Below are 14,092 nucleotides of genomic sequence, written 5' to 3'. Positions count from 1 at the left end.
CTGATCTTGGTGGTGCCGAGCACTCACTTACGAGGGTCTTGCCAGTGGTATTGCTCTTCATCGCTCAGCGCTTCCTGCCACTGTGCCAGGGTGGAAGACGTATCGGCAGGCGAGGAGGCGGCCGGCGCAGGGGGAGTGCGGCGCTGTCGATAGGCCAGCAGCCGCCCCATCTGGTGCTGCGATTGCAACTGAGCGTACACCAAAGGCACGGCCCCCAATTGCCAGAAAAGCCCCAGTTGTGTGTCGGTAAGTGATTGCCAGGCGCTTTCGTTCACTTGATGCAGCGTCACGCTTCCCTGATAGGCCTTTGGCGCCCAAGGGGTGAGCAGCCTGGCCTGGTCGAGGGCAGAAAGCGCCTTTGCAACACGCTGGCAGCCTTGCGCTCGCTGGGTCAAAAAGCGCAGCACCTGCTGCGGAAAGCGTGCCAGGCCACCCTGTTGCTGAAACAGCGGCTCGCCATCGAGGGCCTCGACCACACAGGGGGAGTGGGTGTCGATGCAGAGTTGCCCCGGCGCGTCGGGATGCAAGCCAAAGGGGTGGCTGCGCAGGGCCGAAGGAACGTAAGCGGCTTGCCAGCGGCCGTCGGCATCGACCATCAGGTTGTGGGTATCATCGAGGCCCAGCAGCGCCACCGCTTGCCACCCTTGATCACCGTTTACGAAGGCCATTGGAAAACAGGCAGCCGCATGTCGCAGCTCCGCATCGGCCAGGGGCGTCATGAGGGTGTGGCGGGCAAAGTGGTAACGGGTAAAACGTCGCCACATCAACGCGCCGTGGCGTTTGGGGTCCAGCGGTTCCCAGTGGGCTGCAAGGGTCATGGGGCACACCTTATATCGTCAAGCGCGCACCTTACCAAATCCAGCTCGGTGCGTCAGCGCAAGATCAGCCTGCGCATGGTCAACAGGCCAATCACGGGGCCGGGCAGCAGCCACCAGGTCACCCAAGGGCCCTGGCTTTCCCATAGCGACGTTACCAGCGCGATGGATGGGATGGTCAGCGCAAAGCCGATGGCATTCATCATGGCCAGGGCGGCTCCCAGCCGCTCGGGGGGCGCGCTGGCCGATGCCAGGGCCGAAAACTGCGCCGAATCGGCAATCACGCTGATGCCCCAAAGCGCCAGCAGGGCCAGCAGGAACCCTGGGGAAAGGCCCGCCAGCAGGGGGTATAGAAGGCATAGGGTGCCGGATACCGCCAGCGCTACGAAGGCCACCTTTGCGCTGCCTATGCGACGGCTCCAGCGGCCTGCCAGCACACACCCGGGCAGGCCCAGCGCGATCACGGCAAAGCTGAGCCACGGCTGAAGGCTGGCGGCGGCGCTGAGCCGTTCCAGCTCTCTGGCCACCAGCAAGGGGACCAGCGCCCACAGGGCGTAGAGTTCCCAGCAGTGGCCAAAATAGCCCAGCGAGGCGGCGCGGAAAGCTTTCTGTTTGAAGGCGGCAAGCCCTGCCCAGGGGCGGCCTGCCGAGGCCTTGGCAGGCAGGTGAGGCCCTGTGCCCAGCCGCAGAATCAACAGCGCGGCCAGCAGCGCCAGCACCGAGGAGAGCAGCAGCGGCCACTGCCAGGGCAAATGCAGCGTGACGCCCCGCAGCAGGTGCGGCGAGGCAATGCCGAGGGTCAGCATGCCGACCAGCCACCCCAGTGCCGAGCCTGCATGGCGGGGTGTCCAACTGACCACCAGCTTCATGCCCAGCGGGTAGATGCCTGCCAGGCAAAGCCCCACCATGAAACGTGCCATGGCTGCCAGCGAGAGGCTCTCCACCACGCCAATGAAGGCGGCATTGAGCACGGCGCCCAGCACGGCCGAGACGGCAAACAGCTGGCTGGCCCGTACGCGGTCCGCCAGGCCCGTGGTGGCGATGGCCAGCGTGCCGGTAATGAAGCCCGCTTGAACGGCCATGGTCAGCAGCCCCAGGTCGCGCTCGCTGAGCCCCGCCGCTTCCTGCAGCGCCAGGCCAACGCCATTGATGCTGAACCACAGCGAGGTGCCAAAGAGCTGAGCAGTGACTATCGTAACAAGTGGGTAGCGCGTGAACACGTCTACGTCTCCATGAGGGCAAAGGGCACGGCCAGAGCCCGTTAATGGTAATCAACAATTTACCGTTACGACGAATTTTTTAAAAACAGCAGTGTCGGATCACAAACCCGTCAGGATTTGTCGGGCAGGAAGTACAAATTTGCTCGCAATTGGAGTTTTTATGCACGTAGCCAAGCTTTTCCTTCCAGCAGTTGCAGTACTGGCATTCAGTGTTCCCGCCATGGCCCAGCAAATGGCTGGTGGCACCCCCAGTGTCGATGACCAAGTTAACCAACTCGACGAAATGGTGGATCTGAATGATGGGCAGAAGGAAGAACTCAGCAATCTTTTGACCCAGATGCAAGACAATGTTGGTGCCAATGAGCAGGAAGCCCAGCAGTTGCAACAGCAACTCAGTGAGCACGTTCAGCCTGATTACGATGAAGCAGCCATTCGGGCGGATGCAGAGCGTCTTGGTGACCTAACGGCAGAGATGACGGCGGAAAGCATTATCATACAGTCTCAGATCGACGGCGTGTTCACTCAGGAGCAGCGCGATCAACTGGATGAGGCCGTGGCTCAGCAGCAACAAATGCAACAGATGCAGGAGCAGATGCAGCAACAGGGAGGCTAAGGCGAAGACGTACTGACAAGATTGCCGACTTTTGTTGATGGCCCCGCCAAGTGCGGGGCAGCGTGTTTAGGGTGTAGGGTCTTCCCGGCCATTTACCCCAACTTGTGCGGCACGACCTCATGGCCCAGTTCTTTATAGCGCTGCCAGCAGGCGCGTTTGGCGACTAAGCCTCACTTATCAGAAAACGACATCTCACCAGATTTCCGCCTTCAACGGCAAAGCATTCAGCTCAGCCCTCGCTTCGCGCCAACCTGGATAATGTCGATCCAGTAGAGCGATAAAACGCTCGTTGTGCGTTGGCTCAATCAAGTGTGCCATTTCGTGAACGATGATGTATTCCAGTAGGTCTTTGGGCTTTTTTACCAGCTCGGTGTTCAGTCGGATGTTGCCCGCCCGGTGGTTGCAACTACCCCATTTGGTTTTCATGCGCTGTAGGTAGTAACGGTTGACGGTGACTTCCAGTTTTGATTCCCAGCGTTGGATCAGCGGTGGGACGGCCTCGTGGAGCTGGCGTTTGTGCCACTCATGCATCACTTGGGCGCGTTTTTCGAGGCTGCTACTGGGCCGAACCCTTAGCGTGATGCGCTTGTGGTCGAGCTTGATGCAGGGGCGGGCTTCTTTCTCTTCGACGTTCAACAAATAACGGCGGCCCCAAAGATAGTGACTCTCCCGCTGAATGAATTTCCGGGGTGTTTCTCGATTCTGTTGCTGAAGTTTGGTCTGCTGGCTGCGAATCCAGCCCAGTTTTGAGATCGCATATGCGCGAGCTACCTCAAGGCGCGTGTTGGTGGGGGCGACCAACGTCACACGTCCCTCCGGTGGATGAACAGACAGGTGAACATTGCGCACCGCCTTGCGGGTAACGGCGATGTGGATATCGCCGAGTTCTATAGTTTCGGTCATGCGTAGCCGTTCATATTTTTGATCAGGTCAAAAACCGCTTCGGTGGCGTCTCTGTTGCGGTTGAGCAGCGGGTAGAGCACGTTAAGCACTTGACGCTCCTTAACCTCGTCGCCCTTCCAGTGTGCGGGCACTTGCTCTCGCATGGCGGCATCAAGCCGAAGTGCCAACTGCGCACATGGATCCATATATTGAGGCGGCTGCTCGGCCACATCCTTGGCATCAGCAATTTCTGGCGCCAGATGGGGTAAATTTCTGAACAACACCGCTGCGTCAGGTTTGTCTTTCAAGACGCTGGGCAACTCGTTTGACGCCTGACCTGCACTCATTTTTTTGACCAGCTCTTCGGCTCGCGCCAAGAATTCCTTGTAGGAAGCCGTCTCAGAACGCCACTCCGCAATCAAGTCATTCAGCAGCGTCGACATTTCTTCGTAAAAGCGTGGGTCGGTCAACTGTTCGCGGATAATGGTTTTGCGCACATTATTGATGATGCCTTCTGCCACCGCATTGTTCGAAAGCTTCCCCTTGGCATTGAGCTTCTGGGCGATGGCATCGTGAATACCGGTGTTTACAATCAGCTCCACCAACGAGTAGGTATCCACCGAGCCCATGTTGCCCGCAGGGTCAGCCTGAATATAGGTGTTGATGAGATGGCGCATGTCAGCTTCAAAGGGCTTGATATCCAGCTCTTCACCGGAATGGCGTTTAATCGCGTCGCGTACTTCGCTGTAGAACGCCACTTCATCGTTCAGCCGCTGGATGTCATTTTCGGAATAGCCCGCTTCTTCAAGATGCTGGGTGATATTGGCAAAAGCGCGTACCAAGCTGGTGACGGCCTTGTAAAATGAAATTCGTAGCGTCTCGGTGTTGTCCAGAGCATCGGAGCTGTAGGCCTCGCCACAAAAATAGTGGATATGCTGTTCGATCTCTTTGGGGGGCGGTACCGGGTCGCACAGGTAGTGGAGTGCCTCGCGGGCGGTGTCCAGTGTCTCACGGCCTTCTTTAAGCCAATCTTTCAGCTCGATATTGTTCTCAGTCGCACCTCCGTCATCAAGATCCAGCTCATCCGAGCTATAGACCGCGATGGCGTTCTGCACATCGCCGAACAGCTGCTTGAAATCGACAATATGGCCATAGTCCTTGTCGTCGCCATCCAGGCGATTGGTGCGGCAGATAGCTTGGAAAAGGTTGTGATCGCGCAGTTCGTTATCCAGGTAAATATAGGTGCAGGTGGGTGCGTCAAAGCCGGTAAGTAGTTTGCTCACCACAATCAACAGTTTGCAATTGGCCGGTTCTTCCTTGAAGCGGCGTTTCAATTCATTTTCGTATTGTTGGGTGGACTGGCCATCTTTCAAGACATACTGCTTGTAGGTATCAAACTTATAGCGCTCACCGCTGTGTTCCGATTCGCGAGAGATGGCGTTGTGGTTAGGGTCGAAGGACGTGATGATGCCGCAGTATTTGCCAAAATACGTGTTGTGAAACAGCCGAAAATAATGACAAGCATCATAGATTGAAGCTGCCACCAACATGGCCGTGCCTCGGTGGTTGTTTAGGCGCGGCTTGCGGCTGAAATCCTCAATGATATTGGCGATGATGCGTTCCTTACGCTCCTTGGCACTCATCAGGTGTTCCAACGTCGCCCACTTGTTGCGCAAGATCGCCTTTTGATAGTTATTCAGGTTCTTGGTGGCGTGCTCAAACCAGGTATCGACGGCTTCTGGTGACGTTAGTCGCTGGGGCACATCCCGAGCCTCATACTTCAAATCCAGAACGACTTTATCGGCTACCGCCTCGGGGAACTTATAGGTGTGAATGTAGGTGCCGAAAACCTCGCGGGTAGTCTGTTTGTCTTTGCGCAGCAGGGGCGTGCCGGTAAAACCGATAAAAATGGCATCCGCCAGCCAGCGCTTCATCTGTTTGTTCAGGTGGCCGCCCTGGGTGCGGTGGCACTCGTCCACGAACACATAAAAGCGCCCCTGAACCTGCGGCGGCTCGCCCTTGAAGTTAGATGGGTCAAACTTATGCACCAGGGCGCATAGTAGACGGGGCGTGCTGGCGCTCAATTTCTCTACAAACTGGGCACGGGAGTTAATGCGCGGAGAGGGCGCGTCTTCGCCTACTACGCCAGCGTTACGCATGACGCCGACAATCTGCTGATCCAGTTCGTCCCGGTCGGTCACCACCAGAATACGGCCTTCAGGGTCATGTTCTAGCAGCCACTTGGCCAGCAGTACCATCAGTATACTTTTGCCGCTGCCCTGGGTGTGCCAGATTACCCCACCTTCACGCTTGGCCACCCGCGTCTGCGCTGCTTTGATCCCGAAGTACTGGTGCGGGCGCGGCACCTTTTTCTGCCCGGCATCGAAGATCACGAAGTTGCGGATGACATCCAGTAAACGCTCCTTGCAACAGAGTTGTGCAAGTGGCCGATCCAGCAGTGTACCAGGGCTAATTTCCTTTGAGCGCTCCTCGTCTTTCCACTGAACAAAGAACTGCTCCGGCGTGCCGGTAGTGCCGTAGCGTAGGCCTTGTGAGTCGCTGCCCGCCAATAGCAGCTGTGAGGTGCTGAAAAACGTCTCGTTGAAAAGCGGCTCTTGGTTAGTTCGAAGTTGGCGTACACCGTCGGCAACCTCTACCGAGCTGCGCTTGAGTTCAATGACTGCCACCGCCAAGCCGTTAAGGTAAAGCACAATATCGGGCCGCCGCTCATGCCCGCCCTTGAGCGTAACTTCCTCGGCCAGCGCGAAATCGTTGTTCTGTGGGTGTACCCAATCAATCAGGTGGACATCTTCGTGAGGCTTGCCTGGGGCCAGCAGCACTTTTACCGGGTAGCGCAGCAGGTTATAGGTGCGCATATTGGCTTGGTAGAGACCCACTCCGGTGACATCAGCGGTGGTTTCCAGCTTTTGTAGCGCCTGTGCGACATGAGCTTCCGAGTAACCCCGCGCTTTCAGATTGGCACTCAGTAGCGCGGGCTCAATAGCTCGGTTGCCTGCCCGCTTGCTCCAGTCGCCCATATACCGATAGCCCAGTCCACCTTCTTTTTCAGGCTGAGTGAATAGCGTTACCACGCGGTGCTGGGTTTCACGTTCTGGGCGAGGGGTTACAGCCATGAATTATCCCTTGTTGTTCTGTTGTTGTAGCCATGCTTGGCCGATGTTCGTTAAACGATATTTCTGCAGTCGGCTATTGGGTTTGTCTGGAATCGTATACTCAATTAATCCTTGTTCCAGAGCCGGATCGATATAGTGTTGACGCACATGGGTACGGTCCTTGAGATTCAAGCGTTCCCTGAGGCTTGCATTTGACAGTTCACCCTCTGCGGCCAGCAGCGTCAATAGTCGCTCCACTGGTGGAGTGACTGGTGGAGTGACTGGTGGAGTGACTGGTGGAGTGACTGGTGGGGTGACTTGGTCGGCCACTCTCTCTGGCCACTCCGCTTCCGGCCGCCAGATCACCGCGCTGAACTGATTTCCCGCAGGGTCGTCCACTAGGTCAATTTGTGGCCAGGCTTCCAGCGCGCGGGGAACACCGCTGCCCATGCCGCGATAGGGTAAGATATGGCTGGCATGTTCGGTGAGCGTGGGGTTGCGGCGGATGGTCTTACCCCGGCGAATGTCCTCAGCGTTCAGGCTGTCTGGCAGGTGGCCAGGGCTGACGATCTCCACCCGGTCTGCAAATACCATGATCCGGATCGAGGCGCTGGTGAAGTAGTCCCGATGGATGAGTGCATTGACTAGCAACTCTTCCAGCGCTGTTTCAGGAATTTCCAGCTCGCCCAATGTATTGAAGCTTCGCCCGTGCTGTACGTGGTGAAGGTTGCGCTTGATAAAGGCGAAAGCGCCCCTGAACTGCTCCAGCAGGGTGCCTTTGATATCTTCGCTATCCAGGTAGCGAGTATCGTGCAGGGCGGTGCCGGGGAAGGCCACCGCCTTCACTTCAAAGGCAGGGCGGCAACGCTGAGGATTACGAGCAAACAGCATCAGCCCCGCCAGATTCAGTTCCTGTCCATCGCCCAACCCCAGGTTCTGCAGCAACTGCTCCCGTGTTAGGCCGGAGAACTCGCTGCTCTCGCCATAGCGGCGATCGAAGTAGGCGGTAAACGCCTTGTCATTGATATCCTCTACTGAGGTACCTGCTACCGGCACCACATCCGCGTAAACCAATCCGGAGCGCTGGAACATGCGCTGCAACTCTTCACGAGAGGTCACATGCCGCTTGTCCGAACCCTGCTTGACCCAAATGCGACCTTGATTGTCGAGATACGGTTTGGCCAAGCCATCTGGCACTTCCATTACTATCACAATGCCCTGATCCGTCTGCACATTTTTAGTCAATGGATGCACAGGCGGGCGCACATGCTGAGAAGCGGCGTTGCCCAGCAATTGGTTCAATCGCCGAACCGCCGCGCCATCCAGCCCCGCAATCGAGCCGTCATCATTAACGCCCAGAAACAGCCAACCACCGCCGCTGTTGGCGAAAGCGGCCATTTCAGCGGCAAGTCCATCCGCGTTGGTGGCATCGCGCTTGAACTGGTGGCGGCTGTCTTCGCCGCGGTTGAGTGTTTTCAGCAGTTCGTTTTGATCCATTATTTTACTTCCAGCTTGGGCACATATTGCTTTCCATACACCCAATAAAGCGCTTTTAAATACAGTAGTTTACCAACCGGGTACGACCAGTCAGCAGCTCCTGCATCATGGCCTTTTTGAGGGTGGCAGTTTTGGCGCGGCGTTTTACTAGCTCTTCGATTTCGGCATCAATGTCAGAGAGGATGGTAGCGATAGCTAATTGCTCTTTTCTGGATGGGGGCGCTGGAAACTCAAAGCCCAAGAAGTCCTTTTGGTACAAATGCGAAATAGTAGAACCGGCAGCAAGTTTATTCAGAAATTCCGTGAAAAAACGAGACATCAGTACATAGTAGAAATACTTTGGCTCGTACGAATCATTTAGAGGTCGAATGATAAAAACTCCGCTATTCAGAGTTGCAGGAAATGGCAAATTCTCGATGTATGCCGCCTTTCCGATAGTTCCATCTTTCGTGATTAGAACATCATTATTTTTTAGTTGGATATTAACATCTTGGTCGTAACGATCTTTTTCGACAAAATGACATCCTTCCCATACGATCTTGCCACCATTGAAATCCGTGCCCGTAATCAATCCATAATGACCGGAGTTAAGATATTCTTTAGTAGTCAATCCTTGCCAGCCAATACGGGCCTTTAGAGTTGAATTGTTAGCAATGTTGAGCAGTTTCCATTCCCCCTCAAAGCCCGGTAGGCGGATTTGTCCGGTGAGGAGTTGTTGCATGGTGGCTTGTTTGATGTCGCGCTTTTTGGCGATTAGGCGATCCAGGTCTTCTAGCAGGAAATCCACGTCTCTTAGGGCGGTGGCGATGGCGAGTTGTTCATCTAGTGGTGGAACGGGCAGTAAATATGGGCGCAATTTCTCTAAATTAATATTAAGTTGCGCTCCTGGGGATGCAAGCGCCTCAAAATCCTCTTTTCTTGATGCTAACTCGTAAAGTAACCAAACCTTATCAACTGTTGAGTCTGGGGATATTGCAACGAGACTGTCAGGACATGCCGCCTTGAACTCTGAAATCCCTATATCACCAATATTTGCAGCTATTGTGAAAAATAAGGTTCCTTTTGGGAAAAGACGGCTTACTTTGACCCCTTCTTCATTTAAGGTTTGTGTAAACGAAGAGATTTTAGAGCCCGAGCGCGTAACATCACCGGTCTGCAAAAAGGGGTAGTTGCCCCCGTAAAACCTCGGATCGTTTCTCGGGCGAGCGCTGAATTTCCCACGTATAATTTCCGCTAATGACCCAAATTTTAAAACATCCCAATCCTTCGGTATCACCCCAACTTCCGTCTGCTTATACCCAACAGGCAACGCTGGTTTGCCTGCCGTGAACCCATACCCCGGCGACACTTCCCGAACTTCCACTGTTTCGCTATTCATGTCCACTCTACCCCCATCTTCTGCAGGTGCTCCTCCACTTTGGATGACAGCGCCTCCACCCGCTGGGTAATTTGCGGCATGGGCGTGGCGTAGCGCTCAGTTAGCTGGCGCACGCGGCTGGCCAGGGTTTGGGAGACGCGTTCTAGTTCGCCTTGTACGGCGACTTCCAGGGCGGTAAGCCATTTGTGGTCGACCACAAGGATTTTGATCTCGGATTCGGTGAGTTCTGGGTATTTGTCGTGGGCGAGCTGGTCGAGCTCAGCGTCCTGTTCCCTGATTTGAGACTTAATTCTGCTCTGTTTTTCGATCAGTTCCAGATAGTGGACGGTAGTATAAAGATCGTTCAAAAACTCAGGTAGTGGCTCATGGTGCAGGCGCTCACGGTATTGTATTTCAACGCTGGTCAGAATCTGGGCAGCTTTCTTTTCTGTAGCTTTCAATTGTTTTTCTAGCAATATGTAGCGCTTTAATATTTTGTGTTCCTCAACATCGCCGGTTTCATCAAGACGTGCCTGGATAGCTCTCTGGGTCAGCTTACCTTTATTATTTCTTAGGGGCTCAAAATAGCCGCTATTAGCTAAGGCGCGAAGCTCGCTGGCATGCTCCGTCGCTTGCTCGATCAGGGCTCGATAATGAGCGCTGTCTTTAGGGGCTTCTTCTTGCCAAACAGTTGTAAGTGCCTGTTTAAACGCTTCCTGCGCTTCACTCTTGGTCGATACGTCCTTAAGCACTCCCTCTTCTCCGCCGTGCTCTTCTTCCAGCTCGGTGATCTGGCTGGCGAGGGTGTCTAGCTCGGTTTGTAGCGCGTCCAGTTCGGCCTGTTGGTCGGCAAAGTAGTGGGTGACGATATAGGGCTTGGGCAGCAGGTCGCATGTCCAGCCTTTATCTTTCATTTGGCCTTTTTTCTTGCCGGTGGTGATTTCTTCTTTGATACGGCGGGTTTTGGCTACCCAGCCGTCGGCGGCGATTTCGTAGGCGTCGTCTTGCAGTGTTTCGTACCAGTAGTCCATCAGATGCTGGTAAATATCGTAAGGATCGAGCAACGGTGCATGGCGGAAACTGTCGAGCAGATCTTCGCCAACTTCGGTGATAAGCGCCTTGGGTTGGCCGTCTACGCCGAAAGCTCTCAGGCGCGGCGTATTACGCTCACGCCAGCCGTTGAATAGGCCGATTACCTCTTGGCGAAAGGCGGCGAACTCCTGGTGCTCAAGAATCGCGGGTTTGATGGCCGCTGCTTCTATTGCCGGGTCTGCGTAGCCCGAATGGCGGTTAGGGCGAAACAGAGCTTGGCGCAGCTGCGGAAATACCTGCCAGTAGGTAGCCAAGCCAGGCACTGGTGGAATCGCATGCGTGTCGCCGTCAATATCCCGTAAAGGAATGCCGCCATTTAGGTGGGCGTGAATGTCGTGCTGGTCTTCCGGTTCGCTGGTATCAATGTAGCGGGGCAGATTGAGGTTGAAACCGTTCTTTGGATCGGCGATTTCATCAAACGGCACCATACGGGCATAGCGCGGTACGTTCACCTGCTTTTTGAAGGAGTCCACCATACGGTGGATATCCTGCTCACGCAGGCGGTTTTTATTGCCGTCTTTGATAAAGCCTTTTGAGGCATCGATCATAAAGATGCCTTTGCGCGCCTGGGCATTCTCTTTATCCAGCACCAGGATACAAGCGGGAATGCCGGTGCCATAAAAGAGGTTAGCGGGCAGCCCGATGATGCCTTTGAGAATACCGGAGCGCACCAGTTGCTTTCGTATGACGGCCTCGGCGTTGCCTCGGAAGAGCACCCCGTGGGGCAAAATGACCGCACCCTTACCGGTGCTCTTCATGGAGCGAACGATGTGTAGTAAGTAAGCGTAGTCGCCCTGCTTGGCGGGCGGCACGCCCCAATTGAAGCGCTGAAACTCGTCGTCTTCCGGCGTTAAGCCGGTGCTCCAGGCCTTATCGGAAAAGGGCGGATTGGCCACCACATAATCGTAAGTGCGCAGCCCTTGGCCGTTGTCACTCTTGAATTTCGGGTTGGCTAACGTATCGCCCTGCAGAATGTTGGCGCTGGGGAAGTTATGCAGGATCATGTTCATGCGGGCGAGACCGGCAGTGGTCACGTCCTTTTCCTGCCCTTCCAGGGTGATATATTTGCCCGCTTCGGCGGCGACCTTGAGCAGCAGTGAGCCCGATCCACACGTTGGGTCATAAGCAGTAGTGGCAGCCACGGCAGTCATCGGGGAAATGCCGATCACTTGTGAAATGACCCGGCTGACCTCCGAGGGGGTGTAGAACTGGCCCTTGCTCTTGCCGCTTTCACTGGCGAAGTGGCGCATCAGATATTCGTAGGCATCGCCAAGAATATCATCGTGCTCGGCGCGGTTTTTGGCAAAATCCAACTCTGGTTTCTGGAAAATACCGATCAGGTTGGTGAGGCGATCGATCATCGCCTTGCCTTCGCCCAGCTTATTGGGGTCGTTGAAATCCGGGAAGTCGCTGCGCGCAAGCCGCGCGTTATTGTCGATCAGCGGTTGGATGATCTGGGTGTTGATCTTGTCGCCAATGTCGCTCTTGCCCTTGAGCTGAATCATGTCCTTGAAGCTGGCACCCTTGGGGATGACCACTGGCGGGGCGAAGTCGTCCGAATCAGCGTATTTATCTGAAATGTACTTGATAAACAGCATGAACAGGACGTAGTCCTTGTATTGGGACGCGTCCATTCCCCCGCGCAGCTCATCGCAGGAGGCCCAGAGGGAGGAGTAAAGTTCGGATTTCTTGATGGCCATATGGGTTAATTGCTCAACCTGATTTAGATTTTGATCGTACTTGGTTACCAACTATCTCGGTCACTACCCTAACTTATGCGGCACCACCTCGTGCCCCAGTGCTTTATAGCGCTGCCAGCAGGCGCGCTTGGCCAGCAGCACCTGCTGGTGCTGGTTGATGATTTCCGCGACTCGGGCGTAGTGCTCGAAACCCTCGGGGATCTCAGGGTGCAGATTAAGTAGCGCGGTCGCTTCCGTGGGCACCGGCAACCGCTGCCAGCCCAGAGTGATGGGCACGCTGGCCGCCAGCTCGCTGTCTTCCAGCGCATGGGGCAGGTAGGCATCGTCGCGAAAGTGCCACAGGGCGTCGTCGGCCTGCTCGGCCAGCGCCTTGTCTTCGCAGTGCAGGTGCAGGCGGTAGCCTTTGCGATGGATGGTCTCTGCCAGTTTACAGGCGAACTGCAGGCGGGCGTCGAGGGTGGTGTCGGGAAGAATATAGAAATCGATACGCGCCATCGGATGGCTCCAGCAGTCTGGCGGTGCTCCCCCCGGCCGAGCAGCGGCCGGGGGGCAAAGCCCGGTGTGATTAGACCAGGCGGGTCAGCCAGCCGTACTTGTCTTCGCTGCGGCCATACTGAAGGTCGAGCAGCGTCTTGCGGATGCGCTTGGCTATTTCGTTGTTGCCGTCACCCTGCAGGCGGATACGCTCGTTTTCGGTCACCAGTTCCCCCACTGGCGTGATCACGGCGGCGGTGCCACAGGCAAAGACTTCGGTGATCTCGCCGGAGGCCGCGCCTTCGCGCCATTCGTCGATGCTGATGGCGCGCTCTTCGGGCGTCAGGCCCGCATCCTTGGCCAGGGTCAGGATAGAGTTGCGGGTCACGCCTTCGAGAATGGTGTCGGTCAGGCGCGGTGTGACGATGCGGCCATCCTTGTAAACGAAGAACAGGTTCATGCCGCCCAGCTCTTCGATCCACTTGTTCTCGGCCGCATCCAGAAACGCCACCTGGCTACAGCCATTGGCAGCCGCTTCTTTTTGAGCTGCCAGGGAGGCCGCGTAGTTGCCGCCACACTTGGCAAAGCCGGTGCCGCCGGGGGCCGCGCGCTTGTAGTGGGAAGAGAGCCAGATGGAGACCGGCTCGATGCCGCCTTTGAAGTAGGCCGCCGCGGGCGACGCAATCACGTAGTAATCGACTTCGTGGGCCGGACGCACGCCCAGAAACGCTTCCGAAGCGATCATGAACGGACGCAGGTAGAGGCTGCACTCGTCGGCGTCGTTGGCGGGGGTGGGTACCCAGACGTGATCCTGGGCCAGCAGCGCTTTCAGCGAGCCGAGGAAGTCTTCATCGGAGAGTTCCGGCAGGGCCAGGCGGCGAGCACTGCGGCGGAAACGCTCGGCGTTCTTCTCGGGACGGAAGGTCCACACCGAGCCATCCGCGTGACGGTACGCCTTGATGCCTTCGAAGATTTCCTGGCCGTAGTGCAGCACCGAGGCGGCAGGGTCCAGGGTCAGCGGGCCGTAGGGGCGCACCTGATGGCCGTGCCAGTCGGCATCGATGGTCCAGCGCACGTGGGCCATGTGGTCGGTGAAGTGCTTACCGAACCCTGGGTTTTGCAGAATATTGTCACGAATCGCATCGGCCACCGGCTGGTTGGAGGGCAGCGTTTCAAAACGTGAGTCGAACTGAGCATCTGAAGCTGTGGGCACGGCGTGTTCTCTCCGCTAGAGCCAGGCCCCGAAGGGCGTAAAAGCGTTGTATGGGGTATCGCGTGTGCCGAGGTAGCCCCGGCACACGCTTATGCTGTCAGGTTTAACGGTTGCGC

General features: G+C 56.2%; 10 protein-coding genes. 1 reads left to right on the top strand and 9 read right to left on the bottom strand.

All coding sequences use genetic code 11. From position 1 onward, the window contains the following. Positions 1–23: 23 nt before the first annotated feature. Together RVM26_RS12535 and RVM26_RS12530 are read right to left on the bottom strand one after the other, a co-directional pair. Positions 24–818, bottom strand: a complete 795-nt coding sequence (locus tag RVM26_RS12535; RefSeq protein ID WP_498938944.1) for a SapC family protein — start codon at positions 816–818, stop codon at positions 24–26. 53 nt (positions 819–871) lie between these two features. Next, positions 872–2,035, bottom strand: a complete 1,164-nt coding sequence (locus tag RVM26_RS12530; RefSeq protein WP_287807529.1) for an MFS transporter — start codon at positions 2,033–2,035, stop codon at positions 872–874. A 160-nt stretch (positions 2,036–2,195) separates the two neighbouring features. On the opposite strand from RVM26_RS12530, the gene RVM26_RS12525 reads away from it, so the two are divergent. After that, entirely contained in the window at positions 2,196–2,648 is a 453-nt protein-coding gene (locus tag RVM26_RS12525; protein WP_498938941.1) for a Spy/CpxP family protein refolding chaperone, read from the top strand. Positions 2,649–2,840: 192 nt separating this feature from the next. Here the strand turns inward: RVM26_RS12525 and RVM26_RS12520 are convergent, their stop codons facing one another. From RVM26_RS12520 to RVM26_RS12490, 7 genes are all read right to left on the bottom strand, one after another. Continuing rightward, positions 2,841–3,551: a M48 family metallopeptidase gene (locus RVM26_RS12520; RefSeq protein WP_287807533.1), complete on the bottom strand. Its 711-nt coding sequence runs from the start codon at positions 3,549–3,551 to the stop codon at positions 2,841–2,843. Then, positions 3,548–6,664 carry a type I restriction endonuclease subunit R gene (locus tag RVM26_RS12515; RefSeq protein ID WP_498938939.1) on the bottom strand — a complete coding sequence of 1,039 codons (3,117 nt, stop codon included), beginning with the start codon at positions 6,662–6,664 and terminating at the stop codon, positions 3,548–3,550. The genes RVM26_RS12520 and RVM26_RS12515 overlap by 4 nt, the downstream gene beginning before the upstream one ends. Positions 6,665–6,667: 3 nt before the next feature. Further along, a complete protein-coding gene (locus tag RVM26_RS12510) occupies positions 6,668–8,140 on the bottom strand; it encodes an RNA/DNA-binding domain-containing protein (RefSeq protein ID WP_498938937.1) in 1,473 nt (490 codons plus the stop codon). Positions 8,141–8,195: 55 nt separating this feature from the next. After that, positions 8,196–9,518 (bottom strand): restriction endonuclease subunit S, encoded by a 1,323-nt coding sequence (locus tag RVM26_RS12505; RefSeq protein WP_498938935.1) that lies wholly within the window; start codon positions 9,516–9,518, stop codon positions 8,196–8,198. Continuing rightward, complete coding sequence (locus RVM26_RS12500; RefSeq protein WP_287804242.1) at positions 9,515–12,289, bottom strand: type I restriction-modification system subunit M; 2,775 nt, start codon at positions 12,287–12,289, stop codon at positions 9,515–9,517. Before RVM26_RS12500 ends, RVM26_RS12505 begins: the two co-directional genes overlap by 4 nt. Before the next feature lie 63 nt (positions 12,290–12,352). Then, the gene (locus RVM26_RS12495; RefSeq protein WP_081136683.1) at positions 12,353–12,784 is read right to left on the bottom strand and encodes a DNA polymerase III subunit chi; all 432 of its coding nucleotides are present in this window, start codon (positions 12,782–12,784) and stop codon (positions 12,353–12,355) included. Positions 12,785–12,854: 70 nt separating this feature from the next. Further along, a complete protein-coding gene (locus RVM26_RS12490) occupies positions 12,855–13,976 on the bottom strand; it encodes a branched-chain amino acid aminotransferase (protein ID WP_096922110.1) in 1,122 nt (373 codons plus the stop codon). Between the last annotated feature and the right edge of the window lie 116 nt (positions 13,977–14,092).

Source organism: Halomonas sp. KM072 (assembly GCF_050710315.1).
Classification (GTDB): Bacteria; Pseudomonadota; Gammaproteobacteria; order Pseudomonadales; family Halomonadaceae; genus Vreelandella; species Vreelandella hamiltonii.
The sequence above is the reverse complement of the archived record's forward strand: the minus strand, read 5'-3'. Positions and strand labels throughout refer to the sequence as shown.